15 protein-coding genes are annotated in these 18,572 nt (G+C 39.3%); 6 read left to right on the forward strand and 9 right to left on the reverse strand.

From position 1 onward, the window contains the following. The first annotated feature begins 134 nt into the window (after window positions 1-134). Entirely contained in the window at window positions 135-1,997 is a 1,863-nt protein-coding gene (locus tag MM214_RS03800) for a M1 family metallopeptidase (RefSeq protein ID WP_241292182.1), read from the forward strand. A 241-nt stretch (window positions 1,998-2,238) separates the two neighbouring features. On the opposite strand, the gene MM214_RS03805 is transcribed toward MM214_RS03800, so the two are convergent. Both MM214_RS03805 and MM214_RS03810 read right to left on the reverse strand, forming a co-directional pair. Further along, complete coding sequence (locus MM214_RS03805) at window positions 2,239-2,415, reverse strand: histone H1 (RefSeq protein WP_241292184.1); 177 nt, start codon at window positions 2,413-2,415, stop codon at window positions 2,239-2,241. Window positions 2,416-2,518: 103 nt separating this feature from the next. Further along, window positions 2,519-3,769, reverse strand: a complete 1,251-nt coding sequence (locus tag MM214_RS03810; RefSeq protein ID WP_241292186.1) for an aminotransferase class I/II-fold pyridoxal phosphate-dependent enzyme — start codon at window positions 3,767-3,769, stop codon at window positions 2,519-2,521. 184 nt (window positions 3,770-3,953) lie between these two features. On the opposite strand from MM214_RS03810, the gene accC reads away from it, so the two are divergent. Genes accC through MM214_RS03825 form a run of 3 tightly spaced genes read left to right on the forward strand, consistent with a single transcriptional unit; the run spans window position 3,954 to window position 7,341 of the window. Next, a complete protein-coding gene (gene accC / locus MM214_RS03815; RefSeq protein ID WP_241292188.1) occupies window positions 3,954-5,456 on the forward strand; it encodes an acetyl-CoA carboxylase biotin carboxylase subunit in 1,503 nt (500 codons plus the stop codon). Continuing rightward, window positions 5,456-6,757 (forward strand): DUF1015 domain-containing protein, encoded by a 1,302-nt coding sequence (locus MM214_RS03820; RefSeq protein WP_241292190.1) that lies wholly within the window; start codon window positions 5,456-5,458, stop codon window positions 6,755-6,757. Before accC ends, MM214_RS03820 begins: the two co-directional genes overlap by 1 nt. Further along, entirely contained in the window at window positions 6,754-7,341 is a 588-nt protein-coding gene (locus MM214_RS03825) for a Maf family nucleotide pyrophosphatase (protein WP_241292192.1), read from the forward strand. Before MM214_RS03820 ends, MM214_RS03825 begins: the two co-directional genes overlap by 4 nt. Before the next feature lie 280 nt (window positions 7,342-7,621). On the opposite strand, the gene MM214_RS03830 is transcribed toward MM214_RS03825, so the two are convergent. Genes MM214_RS03830 through sdaAB form a run of 3 tightly spaced genes read right to left on the reverse strand, consistent with a single transcriptional unit; the run spans window position 7,622 to window position 10,960 of the window. Continuing rightward, on the reverse strand, window positions 7,622-8,917 hold the full coding sequence (locus tag MM214_RS03830) for an efflux RND transporter periplasmic adaptor subunit (RefSeq protein WP_241292194.1): 1,296 nt from the start codon (window positions 8,915-8,917) through the stop codon (window positions 7,622-7,624). Window positions 8,918-8,925: 8 nt separating this feature from the next. Next, complete coding sequence (locus tag MM214_RS03835; RefSeq protein ID WP_241292196.1) at window positions 8,926-10,275, reverse strand: TolC family protein; 1,350 nt, start codon at window positions 10,273-10,275, stop codon at window positions 8,926-8,928. A gap of 7 nt (window positions 10,276-10,282) precedes the next feature. Beyond that, window positions 10,283-10,960 (reverse strand): L-serine ammonia-lyase, iron-sulfur-dependent subunit beta, encoded by a 678-nt coding sequence (gene sdaAB, locus MM214_RS03840; protein ID WP_241292198.1) that lies wholly within the window; start codon window positions 10,958-10,960, stop codon window positions 10,283-10,285. A 167-nt stretch (window positions 10,961-11,127) separates the two neighbouring features. Here sdaAB and MM214_RS03845 point away from each other — a divergent pair, with 167 nt between their 5' ends. Next, window positions 11,128-11,946, forward strand: a complete 819-nt coding sequence (locus MM214_RS03845; protein WP_241292200.1) for an aminotransferase class IV — start codon at window positions 11,128-11,130, stop codon at window positions 11,944-11,946. A 102-nt stretch (window positions 11,947-12,048) separates the two neighbouring features. On the opposite strand, the gene MM214_RS03850 is transcribed toward MM214_RS03845, so the two are convergent. The 3 genes from MM214_RS03850 to MM214_RS03860 form a co-directional block, all read right to left on the reverse strand. Continuing rightward, window positions 12,049-12,843: a thymidylate synthase gene (locus MM214_RS03850; protein ID WP_241292202.1), complete on the reverse strand. Its 795-nt coding sequence runs from the start codon at window positions 12,841-12,843 to the stop codon at window positions 12,049-12,051. 92 nt (window positions 12,844-12,935) lie between these two features. Continuing rightward, on the reverse strand, window positions 12,936-14,339 hold the full coding sequence (locus MM214_RS03855; protein ID WP_241292204.1) for a PAS domain-containing protein: 1,404 nt from the start codon (window positions 14,337-14,339) through the stop codon (window positions 12,936-12,938). 210 nt (window positions 14,340-14,549) lie between these two features. After that, window positions 14,550-14,837, reverse strand: coding sequence for a TIGR03643 family protein (locus MM214_RS03860; protein WP_241292206.1), 288 nt, complete (start codon window positions 14,835-14,837; stop codon window positions 14,550-14,552). Between the two features lie 53 nt (window positions 14,838-14,890). Between MM214_RS03860 and MM214_RS03865 the strand changes: the two genes are divergently transcribed. Next, complete coding sequence (locus MM214_RS03865; protein ID WP_241292208.1) at window positions 14,891-16,360, forward strand: cryptochrome/deoxyribodipyrimidine photo-lyase family protein; 1,470 nt, start codon at window positions 14,891-14,893, stop codon at window positions 16,358-16,360. Between the two features lie 23 nt (window positions 16,361-16,383). Here the strand turns inward: MM214_RS03865 and MM214_RS03870 are convergent, their stop codons facing one another. Continuing rightward, window positions 16,384-18,564: a penicillin acylase family protein gene (locus MM214_RS03870; RefSeq protein WP_241292210.1), complete on the reverse strand. Its 2,181-nt coding sequence runs from the start codon at window positions 18,562-18,564 to the stop codon at window positions 16,384-16,386. Between the last annotated feature and the right edge of the window lie 8 nt (window positions 18,565-18,572).

Here is an 18,572-nt window from a genome sequence, read left to right on the forward strand (position 1 = left end):
TCGGGTTTATTTCTTGAGCAGACAAAGGTAAATAAACATGCATAAGAAAGCGAAACTGAATTTGAAATATTATACTAATGGCTTGCTGCCAGCCTAAATTTTAGGTTATTTTAGCAAAAATTCTAAAACTGAATATGTTCAAAAAAATATCGTTTGTTGTCATTGGAATGATAATGTTAGGGATATCTACAGATTCCCAAGCCCAAAAGGACCGTTATCAACAGAAGGTTAAGTATGAAATGGATGTGACTATGGATGTTGTGAAAAATCAATATACTGGTACTCAGAAGCTTCATTATACAAATAATTCGTCCGATACGCTCTTTAGAGCATTTTACCATTTGTATTATAATGCCTTTCAGCCCAATAGCATGATGGATGTAAGGTCACGAACCATAGCAGACCCTGATCGTAGGGTCATGGATCGAATTCAAAATTTGAGTCCTGATGAATTCGGGATTTTAGAAGTAAAAAAGCTTTCCATGAATGGAAAGCCTGTGAAGTTTGAACATGAAGAGACTATTCTCGAAGTGGATCTAGTTGAGCCAATTCTGCCTGGACAGACGGTAGTATTTGATATGGAGTTCTTTGGTCAAGTGCCCCTTCAAGTCCGTAGAGCAGGCAGGGACAATGCTGAAGGCATAAGGTATTCAATGTCTCAGTGGTATCCTAAGATGGCTGCATATGATACGAGAGGTTGGCATGCTAATCCATATATAGGAAGAGAATTCTATGGGAATTTTGGGGATTTTGATGTGAAAATCACCATTGACAAAAGCTATACATTAGGAGGTACTGGCTATCTACAGAATGCCAATGAAATCGGTAAGGGATATGAGGATGAAGGAGTAAAAGTACCTAGTACGAGAGGAAAAAACCTAACATGGCACTTCAAGGCACCAAGTGTACATGATTTTATGTGGGCTGCAGATCCTAACTACACGCATGAAAAAGTTCAAATGGAAAATGGGCCAATGGTTCATTTACTTTATGTGAAAAATGAGAAGACGGAGGAAAATTGGGGTAAGTTGATGCAGTACACTATTGATGCAATTGAATATTGCAGTGAAAATTTTGGTAAATATCCTTATGATCAGTATTCTGTCATCCAAGGTGGAGATGGTGGTATGGAGTACCCAATGGCCACTTTGATCACAGGACACAGAAACTTACGAAGTCTGGTTGGTGTGACAGTTCACGAATTGATTCATAGTTGGTATTATGGTGTCCTTGGGTTCAATGAGTCTTCCGAACCTTGGTTGGATGAAGGTTTTACCACTTGGGGTACTTCAGTAGTCATGGACGCAGTGTTTGAAAAGGATCCAAATTTTGTCCATGAGGGGAGTTACCGTTCTTATTTTAGACTAGAAAATGCAGGATATGAAGAGCCACTCACCACTCATGGGGATCATTATAATTTAAATTCAGCCTACGGACCAGGGACTTACAACAAAGGAGCAGTTTTCGTAGAGCAAATGGCTTATGTGATAGGTAAAGAGAATTTTGATAAAGCTTTGCTTAAGTTATGGAATGATTGGCAATTTAAGCATCCGAATGGACACGATGTAATTAGGGTTTTTGAGCAAGTAAGTGGCCTAGAGCTAGATTGGTATTATGATTACTTTATAGCTTCTACAAAGTCCATTGACTATGGTGTGAAATCTGTGGAAGCCGTAGGTAACGATTCCAAAATTACCCTAGAGCGAAAAGGCATGATGCCTATGCCAGTAGACTTGGTTGTGACATATCAAGATGGTTCACAAGAGATGATTTATCTCCCACTTGTCATCCAAAGAGGTAGCAAGCCAGAGGAAGAAGGGATGCCTAAGCGTGTCAAAACTCAAAAATGGCCTTGGACGAATTATAGCACAGAAGTAATGTTGGAAAGACCTATAGCTGATATCAAGTCTGTGGAAATTGATCCAAGTAAAAGAATGGCTGATGTGAACAGAGAGAACAACAAGCTCGAAGTAACTACAAGTATTCAGAAAAAGTGATTGTCAGTAGGGTTCGTGAGTTCAGTGGGGTTTAAATATTAACTTGAGCCAATTCGAATTCTATGAATTCAAATGATAATCTTTACCAAGTAATCTGTCATTGGAAACAGCATACTTAATTTTTCTCTTGAATTATTAAGTGGCAATGAAAAGGTCAACAGCTGATTCAAGTTGTTGACCTTTTTTGGCAAAAAAAAAGGAAATCAATTGATCTCCTTTTTATTAACTATGGTATTTTTAATTAACCAGCGTTTTTCTTGTCTTGAACTTCCTTACGGATGTCCTGTGCTAGATTCTTAAGATCTTGCATTCCTTTTCTAACTCTAGTTCCGGCTGCTTGATTGCCTTTGTCATAGAATTTTTCGAAGTCACCTTCTAGACCTAGTACAAGATCTTTAATTTCGCTAAATCTGCTCATAGTAAAAGTTAATTTTAAGGTTGATGATAAGTTTAATTTGACGTTCAATATATGCAAAATGTTTCTAAAACAACAATTAGACGACTTTTTTGTCTATTTTTTTTTATTCCCCAAAGGAAATAGCTAGTTCGGAAGTTTTATAATATCCACTAGCTAGTTTGTCCTTTACAGCTTCAAAGGCAGCTATAGTCTCTTCTACATCTTCTAATGTATGTACAGCTGTAGGTATTAACCTCAAGATAATCATGCCTTTAGGTACTACAGGGTAGATTACCACTGAGCAGAAAATGTTGTGATTTTCTCTTAAATCCTTGCTCAAAGTAGCGGCTTCTCCTACTGTTCCATTCAATACTACTGGGGTTACAGGAGAATTGGAGTTGCCAATGCTGAAACCTTTTTCAGTAAGCCCATTTTTCAATGCATTAACGATTTTCCACAAGTTGTCTTTCAATTCGGGCTGTGTTCTAAGCAACTCTAATCTTTTCAACGCTCCTTCTACAAGTAGCATAGGGAGAGATTTTGCAAAGATTTGAGAGCGCATGTTGTACTTCAGGTAATGGATCACTTTGGCATCACCAGCGATAAATGCACCTATGGAAGCCATAGATTTTGCAAATGTGGAGAAATAAAGGTCTACTTGATCCTGTACTCCTTGTTCTTCACCAGTTCCCGCACCAGTTTTACCCATGGTACCAAATCCATGCGCATCATCTACCAAAAGTCTAAAGTTGAATTTCTCTTTCAACTTGACGATCTCAGCAAGTTTGCCTTGATCACCTGTCATGCCAAATACACCTTCGGTTATTAGTAGTATGCCGCCACCTTGCTCATTAGCGAGTTTGGTAGCTCTTTCAAGTTGCTTTTCACAGTTTTCTATGTCATTGTGAGGAAAAACATAGCGTTTTCCTAGGTGCATTCTCAATGCATCTATGATACACGCGTGGCATTCACTATCATATACGACTACATCTTTTCGATCCAAAACAGAATCGATCACTGAAAGTATACCTTGATAGCCAAAGTTTAGCAAATAAGCGCTTTCTTTACCAACAAAATCTGCCAGCTCTCTTTCCAGCTGCTCGTGAAGGTCTGTCTGACCAGACATCATTCTAGCCCCCATTGGGTAAGCAGCACCCCATTTTTGGGCAGCTTCTGCGTCAGCTTTTCGTACTTCAGGATGGTTGCCCAGGCCGAGGTAATTGTTCAGACTCCAAGTAAGGACTTCTTTGCCTTTGAATTTCATCCTTGGAGCGATTTCGCCTTCCAGTTTTGGGAACGTAAAATATCCTTCTGATAGCTCAGAATGCTTGCCCAAAGGGCCCAAGTTCGTATTTAATTTATCAAATAAATCCAATGCTTTGAAAGGTTTTGTTGTACAATTTTTCAACAACGGTCGATACCGCTAAACTCGCCAAAAGTAATACTTTTTACTATTCCTACAAAATTTGAGGGGTCATTTCAAATATTCTTTCAAATCCTCACATAAATTTATTTACTTCGTGAGTTAAGCTTTTTTGAATAGATGAAAAAACCCAAATATGAAAAAAATACATAAACTTCTGGTAGCCAATAGAGGAGAAATAAGTCTTAGAATCATGAGGACTGCTAGAGAGATGGGCATCAAAACCGTGGCTGTGTACAGTGAAGCTGATCGCCATGCTCCGCATGTCAAGTATGCTGATGAGGCAGTTTGCCTTGGGCCTGCACCTTCTAATCAATCCTATTTGTTGATAGACAAGATCATACAAGCATGCAAAGATCTCCAGGTAGATGCCATACATCCAGGCTATGGGTTTTTGTCTGAGAATGCAAAATTTGCTCAACGGGTCAGTGAAGCTGGGATAATCTTTGTGGGCCCTTCTCCACAGGCTATAGAGGTGATGGGTTCCAAATTGGCAGCAAAGCAAGCTGTATCTAAATATGGAATTCCTATGGTGCCAGGTACGGAAGAGGCCATATCTGACATAGACGAAGCCAAGTCTACAGCTGCATCTATCGGCTATCCAATCTTGATCAAAGCCAGTGCTGGTGGTGGAGGTAAAGGAATGCGTATTGTAGAAAAGGAGGAGGAATTTGAAGAACAAATGCAGCGCGCTATATCAGAGGCTCAGTCAGCCTTTGGTGATGGTGCAGTTTTTATAGAGAAATACATTACCTCACCTAGACATATTGAAATTCAGGTATTGGGAGATCATCATGGAAATGTGGTTCATCTCTTCGAAAGAGAGTGCTCTGTCCAAAGGAGGCATCAAAAAGTAGTGGAAGAAGCACCCTCTGCTGTGGTATCTGAAGCTATGAGGCAGAGAATGGGTGAGGCTGCTATTATGGTTGCTAAGGCTTGTGATTATTATGGAGCAGGGACAGTTGAGTTTATCGTAGACGAAGCCTTGAACTTCTACTTTTTGGAAATGAATACCAGGCTTCAAGTGGAGCACCCTGTCACCGAGATGATCACAGGAGTAGACTTGGTGAAAGAGCAAATTTTGGTAGCTGAAGGCCATCAGCTATCTTTTGGTCAAGAAGATTTGAAAATTCATGGACATGCTGTAGAAATCCGAGTGTATGCAGAAGATCCTAAAAACAATTTCCTTCCTGATATCGGAAAGCTACAAACTTACACCAGACCACAAGGATCAGGTGTCAGGGTAGATGATGGCTTTGAACAAGGTATGGATATTCCTATTTACTATGATCCGATGATCGCAAAGCTGATAACCCATGCAGACACTAGAGAAAAGGCAATGGACAGGATGATCAGGGCGATAGAAGAGTATCAGATCACAGGTATAGAAACTACTTTAGGTTTTTGCAAATTCGTCATGAAGCATGAGGCCTTTAGAAGTGGTGATTTCGATACCAAATTTGTGGAGCGATATTTTACGCCAGAAAGCCTTGATGAGCAGTGGACTGATGATGAACTTTCTCTTCTTGCTGCCTCTGCCGTTGAGATTTTTGAATCTTCAAAGAAGGATTTGCGAAAAATAAAATCTTTGCAAGGGGATCAATTCCCAAGGACAAAATGGAAAAATAGGCTTCTGTAATGGCTGAAATACTACCTATCAAAGCCTTCCGATATCACGAAAAGTACAAATATCTGATGGAGGAGTTGACTTCTCCTTTGTTTGACGTAGTATCTACCAAGCAGAGAGAGGCATTGTATGCTAATCCTATCAATAGCATTCACTTATCTGTACCTCAAGGTCCAAAACCAGCTCAAAGGGCTAAGCAATTGATGGATAAATGGAAGCGAGAAGAGGTCTTGGTACAAGATCATGAGCCTGGAATCTATGTGTATTATCAATATTTCCGCATGCCTGGTCAAGAAGGAGAAACGTGTAGGAAAGGCTTCATCACTCAGATCAAAGCATATGATTGGGAAGAAGGTGTCGTCTTGAGACATGAAAATACCATAGCCAAATCAGTAAATGATCGTGTCGAGCTCCTAAGGCATACCAAGTTCCAATCAAGTGCAACTCATGGACTGTATGAAGATGATGCTCATACACTCGAATCCTATATGGATCAAGCAATCACCAATCCATTGTATGATATTGAGGATTATCAAGGGGTAAGAGAAGTCCTAGGAGTAATCCGAGACAAAGAGACAATCAGCAAATTTGTAAAGCTTCTTAGCGAAAAGCAAGTGATCTTGGCAGATGGTCACCATAGGTATGAAGGTGCCATAGCATTCAGAAAGGAAATGATGGCGTCCAACCCAAGTCATACAGGAGCTGAGGCGTATAATTTCCACATGATGTATCTGACCAATGCATCAGACAAAAACCTGAAGATTTTGCCTACGCACAGGGTTTTTACTGGGATAGATTTGTCTTCCAAAGAATTGCTGGAGAAAATAAAAGCATACTTCATCATCCGTCAACTCAACGATGTGGATGAGATAGAAGAACTTATTTTGCACAAAAAATGGGCTTTTGGTCTAATGTTGGGTGATGAAGCTTATAAAATCAGACTTAAGCCTGAGTGCATCCATGAGCTACCATCTAGTATTCCTGAAGTATTACATGATGTAGACCTGATTGTACTTCACTTTTTCTTGATAGAGAAAGTGCTGGGTATACCTATGGCAGAGCAGCGTTACTCAGATGAGATAAATTATGAACGTAATTTGAGAAAATGTCTGGCCAAAGTAGTCTCTAAAGAAGCATCTTTTGCGATCATTACCAAAGATATAGCCATGAGACAAGTCCTTGAGGTGTGTAAATCAGGTCATACAATGCCACAAAAATCGACCTATTTTTACCCCAAAACACTTTCAGGTCTATTGTTTGCCTCGATAGAGGAGGAGGAGTTTAAGTTTTCATATGATTTGTTTAAAAGATGATCGATCTAAAAAATAAGCAACTGATATTGGCGTCCAAATCACCTCGAAGGAAAGAACTTCTTGCAGGTTTGGGTGTCGATTTTATAATAAAGACCAAAGATACGGACGAGAGTTTTCCAGATGACATGGATCCTTTCGAAGTAGCAGGTTATCTTTCTAAGAAGAAGGGAGATGCATTTGCGCATGAATTGATGCATGATGAAATACTTCTGACAGCAGATACAGTGGTGATTCTGGATGGGAAAATCTTAAACAAACCTAAAGATGCAGAAGAGGCAGTGGCCATGATAACTGCGCTTTCTGGCAAAACTCATCATGTTGTCACAGGGATTTCCTTAACACATGCAAGAGGTCAATCTACTCAGCAGGATAAAGTAAAAGTTGAATTTGCTGAGTTATCATCAGAAGAAATATCTTATTATGTAAATAACTTTTCTCCGCTGGACAAAGCTGGGGCTTATGGTATACAAGAGTGGATAGGATATGTAGCCGTAAGTAGGATAGAAGGGTCTTTTTACACTGTTATGGGATTTCCTGTTCATTTGGTTTACCAAGCTTTGAAGAAATTGATCGATGGGGAATAGGTAGTCTATTTTTATAGGGGTAATTATTACAATCAGGTAAAAGTATTCAGGCAAAATCCTTCGAGGGTTCAAGATTGGATTGATATCATCTAGTCAAAGCCCTAATGACTTTGAAAAAGATTAACCTTAGGGGGGGCTTATGCTAGGGAATATTAAGTGCTATCTTCATTTAATCTCTGATTAGTAAGATACTCTCAGGTTGAAAAAAAAATCGCCTTTGAATCTAGTTGAAAAAATTCTTCTAGATTCAAAGGCATTTTAGTTTTATGATAAATAACTATTATTCTGTCTTTTTGGTCACTTTGAGGAGGTCACCTTCTTTGATTTGCTTGCTCACTGTAAAGTATGGACCGGAGATGATTTCGTCACCCTCTTCAACACCTTCTGTCACTTCTATGTGATCAAAGTCCGAAATTCCTGACTTAATCTCTCTTTTTGAAGCTTTGCCGTCTTTTACTACAAAGACCAATTCTTTGGATTTTTTGCTACCGTCAGCTGTGGTATTTACTTCATCCTCTCTGGTAGTGACAGCTGCCAAAGGCACTGCTAGGATGTTTTCTTTCTTCTGCGTGATGATGTCCACACTAGCGGTCATTCCAGGCCTAAAAGGAAACCTGTTTTTCTCAGTCACCAATTCTGCATAAGAGTCATTCAAAATTCTGATTTTTACCTCAAATTCAGTCACAGCATCTATGCTGGCTTTGGTATTTGCTGAATTTGCAATTGAAGTTACTACTCCCTTGAATTTTTTGGATACAGATGCATAAGAATCTACATCTATTAATGTGGTGTCTCCCAAGCTGATTCTGATAATGTCATTTTCATTGACATTGACTCTTACCTCCATTTTGCTCAGATCCGCTAGTCTTAGCATTTCTGTACCAGCCATTTGTTGCGTGCCTACCACTCTTTCCCCCTTTTCTACTAGGAGTTTCGAAACCGTACCATTTACAGGAGAGTAGACGTTGGTAAGTCTCAGGTTTTCATTGGCTTCATTTACTGTCGCTTGTGAGCTTTTGATGATATACTCTGCACCAAGGACAGTTTGCTTAGCAGCATCTAGATCATTTTTTGCAGTCAAGAAATTTGATTGGGCAAGTTCCCAGTCAGAGTCTGAGATTACTTTGTCTTTGTGCAGTTTTTCATTTCTATTATAGTCTAGCTCTGCTCTGGTATATTGCGCTTCAGCTCTTTTTAAGTTTGCTTCGGCTTGAGCCAAGTTAGCTTTTTGTTGATTTAGGTTTGCCTTGGCTCTATCCAGCGCAGATATGAAATTGTCAGGACGGATTTTTACAAGTAGATCTCCCACTTTTACTGAATCTCCTTCTACCACATTGAGCTCAATGATCTCACCTGCTACATCTGGGCTGAGCTTTACTTCTATTTCTGGCTCGATGACTCCAGATGCGGAAACCTTTTCAGTGATGGTTACTTTTTTAGCAAGTGTTGTTTCCACAGGGATTTCCTTTTCTCCACCAATCCACCCAGCAGATCTACCAATAAATGCGAATACTACCAATACACCTACAGTAATGAGCAGGATGTATAATACTTTGTTTGATTGTTTTTTTGCCATGATTCTAATTATAAATTAAGCGGATTGCCTAGGTAAAAATCTAATACTTTGACTCTAAAGATATAAGTGTACTTTGCTGTGACTAGATCAGCTTGCGCATTGAAAAGGTTGTTTTGGGCCAGTTGGTAATCTGCAAAGTTGATTGCCCCTGCATCAAATCGCTGCTTGGCGATACGGAAGGATTCATCCAAAGCTGATACCCTTACCAAAGATGATCTATAGGCCTGATCAGCAGCGATTGCATTGGTGAAGGCAACTTCGATATCTTGCCTCAACTCATTTTTAACCTCAAATGCTGTAATCTCACTTAAGTTTCTTTGTAGCCTTGCACGTTGCAGACCAGCAGTATTTCTGAAGTTTGAGAATATCGGGATGCTCAATCGAACGCTGGCTGCTTGAGATAGGTTGTTTTCTAATTGTGTCACGAAAGGATCACGATCTCTTAGTAGTGGGTTGACATCTACATAGTTCGTGAAAACATCAGCACCAATACCAAGAGTAGGGTAGAATGCGCCTCTAGCTATTTTGATACCATACTCGGCACTTTCTACAGCTAATTGAGCAGCTTTGATTTGTGGTAAAATCTCTTTCGAAAGTTCATAAATCTCGTCAACGCTTTCTCCAGATAAGGCTACTGTTTCTACCGAAAGGTCGGGAGCAAGTACTTTTAAATGAGGGTCAAATGGCAGCTGCATCGCCTGCAATAAATTAAGCTTAGCACCTCTGAGGGAGTTTTCAGCATTTAAAACTTCCAGTTCGTTGGTTGCATTTTGAGCTTGAAGATCAAGCTTATTGGCAAGTGGTAGAGAGCCCGCATCCACTAATTTGGTGGTGTTCTCAAGTTGCTCTTTCGTTGAAGCCATTTGATTTCTAGCGATCTTCAATTGTTCTTCTGAGAAGATCACATTGATAAACAAGTTGATCACGTTCAAGGTGATATTGTTCTCTGTAGTCTTTACATTAAGTTTACTGACCTCAATGTCGCTTTTGGCTTGGTTGATTGTGTTGGTGATTTGCTGACCTGCAAACAAAGTGAAATTGGTGCTTGCTGAAATATTTACGTTTCCAATCCTATTATTTTCAAAGAGGTTGGTCACGGGGTTGATCGAACGACCCCATCTGTACCCAGTAATTCCACCAGCTGAAAGAGAGGGTAGTCTTTGTCCTTGACTTTGAAGTAATGTGGCTTCATTTAGAGCCAAGTTGATCTCGCTTCTTTTTAGCGTAAGGTTGTTTTCTAAAGCAATTTCGATGCAGGTTTGGAGGTCTAATGCATCATACATACTTTCTTGAGCCCTTATACCTTGGCTAAGTAAAAAGAAAGAAAGCAGCAATTTTAAAGTGTACTTGTTTCTCATGCTATATTTATAAATCTATGTCTGGTATGTATATTAGTTCTTGAATCCAAGGGATACTTTTTAGGTATTCGATAGTGATCGGTTGCATACCAGAATCCATTTCTATGACATGGCAAGCTAGGTCATTTTTTCCTTTTCTAGATACTGACATGGTGGCTATATTGGCTTTTTCTTGTGCTATGACACTAGAAATGAAAGCTATAGCCCCAGAAATATCTTGAGCTTTAATGATCAATGTGTGGGATTGTGCTGTGAAGTCAGCATTGAAACCATCCACGTATGCAATATTGATCAGTCCACCGCCTAGACTTTCTCCAATGACCTCTACACTTTTGTCTTCTTTAAAAAGATTTAATTTTATCGTATTGGGATGGTAGATCGAGGCATTTCCTATCGATTTAAATTTATAGACTAAACCTTTCCTTTCCGCTTCTTCAAATGCAGTTCTAATCTTTGGGTCATCAGTTTTGAAATCCATCAACCCACCTATAATGGCTTTATCACTTCCATGTCCCTCGTAGGTTCTCGCAAATGAATTGTAGAAAGTGATCTCTGCGCGGTCGGGAGTTCCCCCCAATACTCTGATTGCAGCTCTGGCGATTCGCACTACTCCTGCAGTATGCGAAGAGGACGGTCCTATCATTACTGGTCCTATCATATCAAATACACTGCTTTTTCCACTCATCTTAAACTTGGTTTTCCAATTTTTATGCTAAAATAGGATTTAATTTTAAGTCATTGTAAAAACGCTAGTTTAATACTGATGAATGGCTGTTTTTTAACATTATTTATTTTCTTTGTGCTTAATTAGTACTATACGAAATAATATTTTGTACGAAAATGAACGGTTTTATGAACGTTAGTGATACAGTTATTCTTTCCAAGCTGAAGTCAAGCTTTTGGGAATCCACATCGTTTCAAGTTGCTAATCGAGGACTACTGTATGCAGACGGTATTTTCGAAACCATGATTTTCCATAATGGAAAATTTAGATTTAGGGAATTTCATCAGGAGCGAGTCTTAGAAGGCTGTGAAGCCTTAGGATTGAGAAAGGATTCTCTTAGCAGCTTTGAGCAGTTGGAGGTACTTTTAACTAACAAATGGTCTCATTCTGATCCTTGCAGGGTGAGGTGGACTATCTTTCGAAAAAGTGGAGGGAAGTATGCTCCACTTTGTGACGAGGTAGAGGAACTTCTCCAGCTGGAGGCATATTATCCATCTAGCAAATCCAAAAAGAGTGCATTCGTGCATCCTACAATCAAATTGCATGAATCCATGTTTAGCAGTTGCAAGACAATCAACGCTCTTCCATATGTGATAGCTAATAGAGATAGGCAGCTTCAAGGGTTCGAAGAAGTGCTGCTCCTTGATCATAGAGGATATCTTTCTGAGGCTGGAGCAGCAAATTTATTTTGGCAGACTGGTGGAAAATTCTACACCCCATCTCTATCCAACGGTTGTATCAATGGAGTGGGTAGAAGGGTTATCTTATCTCACATGAAGTCAAAACATATCCCTTATGAAGAGGTCGATGCTACTTTGGAGTCTTTGTATGCAGCGGATACTGTTTTTGTTAGCAACGTGACAGGTATCAGTTACCTGCATCAGGTTGGTAATCGGCTGCTAAAGCAATCAAAAGTGGCTTTTTTGGAACATTTGTTTGATTTTTAGAAGATTTAGTTACCCAATTTGTGAATTAAGATCACCACCATTCTAAACTATCAGCTGAACTTTTCTTAGCGAGCAGATCAAAAATAATTTGTCCAATTAGACCTATACAGCAACTGGAGCTTTAATATGAGGATGTGGATCATATCCAATCAGCTCAAAATCTTCAAACTTGAACTCGAAAATATCTTTGACTTCTGAATTGATTTTCATCGTAGGCAGGGGTCTGCACTCCCTGCTCAACTGGAGATGCGCTTGCTCCATGTGGTTGCTGTACAAATGTGCATCCCCAAAGGTATGAATAAATTCTCCCGGTTGTAAACCGCATACTTGCGCAATCATCATCGTAAAAAGTGCATAAGAAGCGATATTGAAGGGTACGCCTAAGAACACATCTGCACTTCTTTGATATAGCTGACAGGAGAGTTGTCCATTGGCTACATAAAACTGAAACATAGTATGGCATGGAGGTAATGCCATATGGTCTACATCAGCTACATTCCAGGCAGAAACAATAAGCCGTCTACTATCTGGCTTATTTTTGATTTGATCTATGAGGTTTTTGATTTGATCTATTTCTCCACCTTTTCCATCTGGCCAATGCCTCCATTGATATCCATATACTGGGCCAAGGTCACCATTATCATCAGCCCATTCGTCCCAAATGCTTACTTTATTGTCATTGAGGTATTTGATATTAGAATCACCTTTGAGAAACCAAAGCAATTCAATGATGATTGATCTTAGGTGGCATTTTTTTGTAGTGACCAAGGGGAACCCATCTTTTAAATTGAATCTCATTTGGTATCCGAATACACTTTTGGTGCCTGTACCGGTGCGATCTCCTTTTTCTACACCATTGTCCAAAATATGTCTCATCAAGTCGTGGTACTGCTTCATTGCTTACGCTTTTTTTAGGGAGCGGCAATTTAAAAAGATTAATAGCAATCAAAAAGTGGTTTTTGGTTTATGTTTGTTTTCATCACAAAATTCTAAACTTGTTTTTTAAATTCATCAGTAGATTGTAAGCCTAGCTGCTCTTCTGTAGCTTTGGTGATCTTTCTGATTTTTTGGTCTAGCTTTTCAGCCTCGCTGAGTATATTGTTGAAAAATGACTGAATCTCAGACTCGTCCATGCTGTCGCGGTCAGTTTTTAGCATTTCTACTAATCCCATGATATTGGCAAGAGGACTTCTTACTTCATGAGATTGAATCCAAGCTATTTCTTTGAACTTCTCGTACTGAGCTCGGATTTTGGCGATTTGTTCTTTTGACTTTGTGATATCTTTGATAAGTTGAGTTACTCCGATCATCTGTTCGTTCGAATCATAGACTGGATAAAACATAAACTCGACCCATTGAAGTTTATTGTCATTTCTTAGCAGTTCTTTTTCAAAAACCTTTATTTCACCATGAAGTGCGGCTATAAAGTTAGGGTAAAATTCCTGTTCAATTTCTTTGAGTATAAAGTCTCTATAATCGACACCAATTGAAATTCTTTTATTTGAGGTAGTTTGACAGTGCTTGATAGCTACTTTGTTAAATGCCATCACCTTGAATTCCTGATTGATTAAGATAATACAATCGGTAGTGCTGTTTAGTATAGCTTTTAACTTGTTTTCTGATTCTAGAAGTAAAAATTTAGCTTGTATTTCTCTGGTATTATCCCTTACAATTATCATAACGTTACTTTCAGAGGGAATAACAATTCCATAAAAGTAAAGGTCAAGCTCTTCATGGTACTCTTGAAAATCAATAATCTTATTGTTTGATTTAGACTCTTTGATCGCATTCCATAAGGGAGAAGCTTGGTTTTGGCTTTTGGAGAATTTGAAAGTGCTATTTTTTTCATCATCACTTTCTAAATTGAAGAGCTTTTCAGCAGCTTTGTTAGAATGAATAGTGTCTAAATGATCATTCAAACAAATAATGCAATCAGAAAGGAAATTGAAAACTTTATCGAATTGAAATTTTTTTATGGCTGGTCTTGGTAAATCCTTTTCCCTTATGCTTACATCAAAACCCACCATAAGAATACCTAAAGGAAGATTTTGAGCACCTAAAATACTTGTAAAAGCCCATCTGGTCGAGACTTTTTGACCAGAAACTATGAGGTGATTTCGAAGATCTACTTGGAAGCTTTGCTCGGGGTTTTTGGTACATAATGATGCTGTATGGATGGCCAAATCTAAATCTTCACTGACTATATATTCAAAAAATGATTTCCTTTCAAAATTGGCTTTTATGTTGAAAAACTTCTTACTAAAGTAATCATTTATATACAAAACTTTGCCTTCCATGTCTACAATAAGCACATAAAAAAGACCCGACTTGTAAATCCAGTCGGGCAAGTGATAGCCATACTCATTATGAGGTTGTTTTTCCTGCGGAGACAATGAAATAAGTGGTTTGGGTGATTAACTTCTTGATTTGGAGTACAAAAGTTACGACAAATATCCATGATCTAAATATTATTGAATAAATCTTTCTTGATAATAGAGTAAGTTACATTTAATTATTTTTGAAATACAAAATAATTATTTTGAAAAACGCAAAGATATCAAAATAGAATTTTGTGTTGAAAAATTAGTTAAAAACCAAACCTTCTAGGGTCTTTTGCTTATTTTATTACCCGAAATACTTTTTTGTCTTGAGCATTTGAACCTTGTAAGTAGTTTTCTGTTTTTGGAAGCATGTTTTGTCTTCCGACCTTGAACCCTTGCACGCCACATCTTAAAGGAGGACGTCTTCATGGTTTTTCTCATGATTTCAATCACTTCTTTTTCTGAAACTCCAAACTGATTATTGATCGCATCAAAAGTGGTACGGTCTTCCCATGCCATTTCTACAATTCTGTCAACTTCTTCTGCTGACAATATTTTTCTCTTTTTCATTCTAAAGGCCTTATTTAGGTCAAACTTTGTCGAATTCTAAATGTTTATGCATTATGCAAAAATTGAATGTGGTATGGTTCAAGAGAGATCTTCGATTGAGTGATCATGAACCTTTGAAAATGGCCATAGCATCAGGAGAACCGCTGATTTTGGTGTGCTTTTTTGAGCCTCAATTGTTGAATTCGTCAGTCAGTGATGAGAGGCACTGGAGATTTGTATATCAAAGCTTGCTAGATATGAATTCTCAACTAATCGAGTTTGGAACTCAGGTATATTGTTTGTACGCTGATCCAGAAGTTTTTTTTGAAGATTTGCATAAAAAATATGCAATAGGCAAGGTGTTTTCTCATTTGGAAACGGGCATTCGGATTACTTTTGATCGAGACCTGAGAGTTGGGAGCTTTTTTGAAGAAAGTGGGATCAAATGGGTCGAATACGCCCAGCAAGGTGTACAGCGGGGAAGAAAGCACCGGAAGAACTGGTCTTCGGCATGGTATGAGCAGATGAACAAACCCTTGCAGAATCCTGATTTGAGTATGGGAGTTTTTGGGAAGCTTGATGAAGTAATGTGTTCTAAATATTGCATGAATGATATTCCCCAATCTTGGCGAATATCACATCCTAAAATGCAGGAAGGTGGGGAACGAATGGCTTCTAAATATCTACATTCTTTTTTGCATGATAGGGTGAAAAATTACAGTCTACATATATCAAAGCCCGAAGCGAGTAGGAGAGGTTGTAGCAGGTTATCACCATATTTGGCTTGGGGGAATTTATCTATCAGGCAAGTCTATCAAGCTTCGGAAGTAGTTCGCAAAAGTGGAAAGCAGAAGAGAAATATTCTGAATTTTCAATCCAGGTTACGTTGGCATTGTCATTTTATACAGAAATTTGAAATGGAATGCCGCATGGAAAATGAGCATGTCAATAGGGGATTTGAACTTATACAAAAGCCTTACGAAGCTGACAAAGTTAAAGCTTGGGAATTAGGGAATACGGGCTATCCTTTAGTCGATGCCTGTATTCGATGTCTGAAAGAGACGGGTTACTTGAATTTTAGAATGAGAGCAATGATTGTTTCATTCCTTACGCATCACTTATATCAAGATTGGAGAGTGGGAAAGGATTTTTTGGCACGTCAGTTTTTGGATTATGAGCCTGGAATACATTATCCTCAGCTTCAGATGCAAGCTGGCGTGACTGGTATCAATACAGTCCGGATATATAATCCCATCAAGCAATCCTACGACCATGATCCTGACGGTGTATTTATTAAAAAATGGGTGCCTGAACTTGAGAAAGTTCCCGTAACATTGATTCACGAACCATGGAAGATCACCCAGATCGAGCAAGAGATGTTGGGTTTCAGGCTTGGGATAGATTATCCGATGCCGATCGTAGATTTCGAAACAGCCTCCAAGCATGCTAGAGAAAAGTTATGGGCTGCACAGCGACTTCCTGCAGTGGTGGAGGAAGCTAAGCGTGTATTAAGTTTTCATACCATGGCTGGAAGGAAGGTGTAAAGGGAAATAGCAAGCAATTTTTGTTACTCACTTTCTCCCGGTCTATACCTTGCTCTTGCATGATTTAATACATCTTCTCTGTAGTAATTGACTTCTTTGAATTCTCCTTTACTGTACATTTCGGCCTGATCCACAAAATGTGGTGAAAATGGATTGCCACTTTGTCCACCTGCAAGGAGTGATTTTGCCCTGACTTTCTCGCCAAACTCTACAGCCGCTACAAAGCTATTGCCCACATTTCCGTACCACTTCTTGGTGTTTGGATAAGCACGACTGCCGTAGGCAGCAAGAGATCCCCACACAGAGGCATTGTAGCCTATAGGTAGGCTAGGAAGCTCATCATAAAACTTGCCCTGAATGTCGTTTGTCACACGCTGAAACCTATTGATCTCACCCCAAGGTGTGTTCCAAGTGCCAAAATCATCCACCAACTTATCTATGGCTTGTTCGAATGCCTCAAGCTTCTCTTCATTACTTAGCGCTTCTGTGATAAAGTCAAAAATATAAGTGTCCCATGCTCTCTCTTTATTTCTGATAGAAGCCATCAATTGATTTCCCCAAAACACAGCCAAGGATGTTCCTACAGACGATACTCCTGTTTTCAAATCCCATTCTGAAAGGATATCGATAGGGTCTTTGAGTTTACTTTTCTTTGTGTCATGCGTAGGGAGTTCATGGTAAGCTTTTATCAAAGAAGGTACTAGCCTCTCGAAGGCCATCAAAGTAGGCTCATAGGCAACATCTCTGATCAATTGTTCCAAAGTCAGCTCTTTTACATCAGAAAGTATCCTTACAGCATTGATTCCTCGGGCATTCTCTACGTCCCATGCAACATAAGCGGGATAATCAGTCCTTTTTGGACTATCTTTTCCCAGTGCATTGAAGGGATCTGAGTTGCAATGCTGGATCCAGCCATTGCTAGGGTTTTCTATGTAGATGATTTCTTCAATCTCATGTAGTCCTTGCCAATCTGTGGCAGGATTGCTGCCATCTACTACGTTTCTCCAATCAAACTGTGGATCTCTCTTAGGGATGAAATTCCCATGATAATAGGCTATCGTTCCATCTTTATCAGCGTATACGGTGCTATTTGAGGAGTTGGTTTTGAGGTTCGTATTGGCTTTGAACTCTTCATGATTTTTGGTTTTGGTACGTTTGTAAGATTGCGTGAGTGCTTTTTCTCTTTCTACCATCAAGGCTATAGCTATCCACTTATCATCTTCTGACCTGATCACAGGGCCGTGATGTGAATAGAAGGCTGTGAACTCTTGTTCAAGCAGTTCATTACCTTCTTTATACTTAACAGTGATTTTTTTCTCGGTAAAAGGTCTCCAGTTTTTTCCAAATTTGTAATGATACTTTCCTTTTCGCTTTTCAACTGTGAGTGCGTAGTGATCTATGGCGTCAGCTTTGGCAGAAGTATGCATCCAGCCATTGTATTCGCTGAATCCTTGGTAGATAAAAAACTGCCCCCAAGTAACTGCACCATAGGCATTCAACCCCTCTTCGCTGACCATATGAACTTCTGGCCTGAAATAGAAAGAGGTATGTGGATTGATCATCAGCATGGCATTTCCAGATTTGGTTAGCTTAGGGGCTATCGCAAATCCATTGGATCCTCGAGGATCTTCTTCCCAATCTCTTTCTGTATAAGATAGAAGTTGATGAGATTTTTCACCATAAAATGATTTGAGTCCATTTGCTGAAATGGTTTCAATGTCTCCACCAATACTTCCCTCACTGAATGTTAGCGCCATCCAAGGTTCAAATTGACTGATAAGCTTCGGCTGGACTTCGGGGTGGGTGTGGAGGAAGTAGTTGATTCCAGCTGCCCAAGCATCCATGAGGGATTTTAGCCATTGGGGGCTGTTTTGATACTCTTCTTTCACCACTTCTGGATCAATGTAAAGTTTCATCCTCAGGTCAATGTAAAGCTGAGAAATACCTTCTACTTCTGCCATTCTGCCCATGGCGTTGATATAATTCGTTTCTACCCTGTTGAAATCATCTTCGCACTGGGCGTAGATCATCCCAAAGACAGCGTCAGCATCTGTTTTGCCATAGATGTGTGGTACGCCCCATTGATCTCTGATGATCTCTGTACGGCTGGCATAGCTTTCCCATATCGATAGGTCTGTTTGAGCAAATACGGAATGTGAAAAGATAAGTGCAATTAGCTGTAAGAAGTAGAGAATTTTACGCATGAGGGAGG

The organism is Belliella kenyensis (genome assembly GCF_022549675.1).
Taxonomy (GTDB): Bacteria; Bacteroidota; Bacteroidia; order Cytophagales; family Cyclobacteriaceae; genus Belliella; species Belliella kenyensis.

What these genes read in the sequence shown, in the direction of transcription:
- MM214_RS03800 (WP_241292182.1), top strand. Translation starts at nt 135, where the DNA reads ATGTTCAAAAAAATATCGTTTGTTGTCATTGGAATGATAATGTTAGGG.
- MM214_RS03805 (WP_241292184.1), bottom strand. Translation starts at nt 2,415, where the DNA reads ATGAGCAGATTTAGCGAAATTAAAGATCTTGTACTAGGTCTAGAAGGT.
- accC (WP_241292188.1), top strand. Translation starts at nt 3,954, where the DNA reads ATGAAAAAAATACATAAACTTCTGGTAGCCAATAGAGGAGAAATAAGT.
- MM214_RS03820 (WP_241292190.1), top strand. Translation starts at nt 5,456, where the DNA reads ATGGCTGAAATACTACCTATCAAAGCCTTCCGATATCACGAAAAGTAC.
- MM214_RS03825 (WP_241292192.1), top strand. Translation starts at nt 6,754, where the DNA reads ATGATCGATCTAAAAAATAAGCAACTGATATTGGCGTCCAAATCACCT.
- MM214_RS03830 (WP_241292194.1), bottom strand. Translation starts at nt 8,917, where the DNA reads ATGGCAAAAAAACAATCAAACAAAGTATTATACATCCTGCTCATTACT.
- MM214_RS03835 (WP_241292196.1), bottom strand. Translation starts at nt 10,275, where the DNA reads ATGAGAAACAAGTACACTTTAAAATTGCTGCTTTCTTTCTTTTTACTT.
- sdaAB (WP_241292198.1), bottom strand. Translation starts at nt 10,960, where the DNA reads ATGAGTGGAAAAAGCAGTGTATTTGATATGATAGGACCAGTAATGATA.
- MM214_RS03845 (WP_241292200.1), top strand. Translation starts at nt 11,128, where the DNA reads ATGAACGTTAGTGATACAGTTATTCTTTCCAAGCTGAAGTCAAGCTTT.
- MM214_RS03850 (WP_241292202.1), bottom strand. Translation starts at nt 12,843, where the DNA reads ATGAAGCAGTACCACGACTTGATGAGACATATTTTGGACAATGGTGTA.
- MM214_RS03860 (WP_241292206.1), bottom strand. Translation starts at nt 14,837, where the DNA reads ATGAAAAAGAGAAAAATATTGTCAGCAGAAGAAGTTGACAGAATTGTA.
- MM214_RS03865 (WP_241292208.1), top strand. Translation starts at nt 14,891, where the DNA reads ATGCAAAAATTGAATGTGGTATGGTTCAAGAGAGATCTTCGATTGAGT.
- MM214_RS03870 (WP_241292210.1), bottom strand. Translation starts at nt 18,564, where the DNA reads ATGCGTAAAATTCTCTACTTCTTACAGCTAATTGCACTTATCTTTTCA.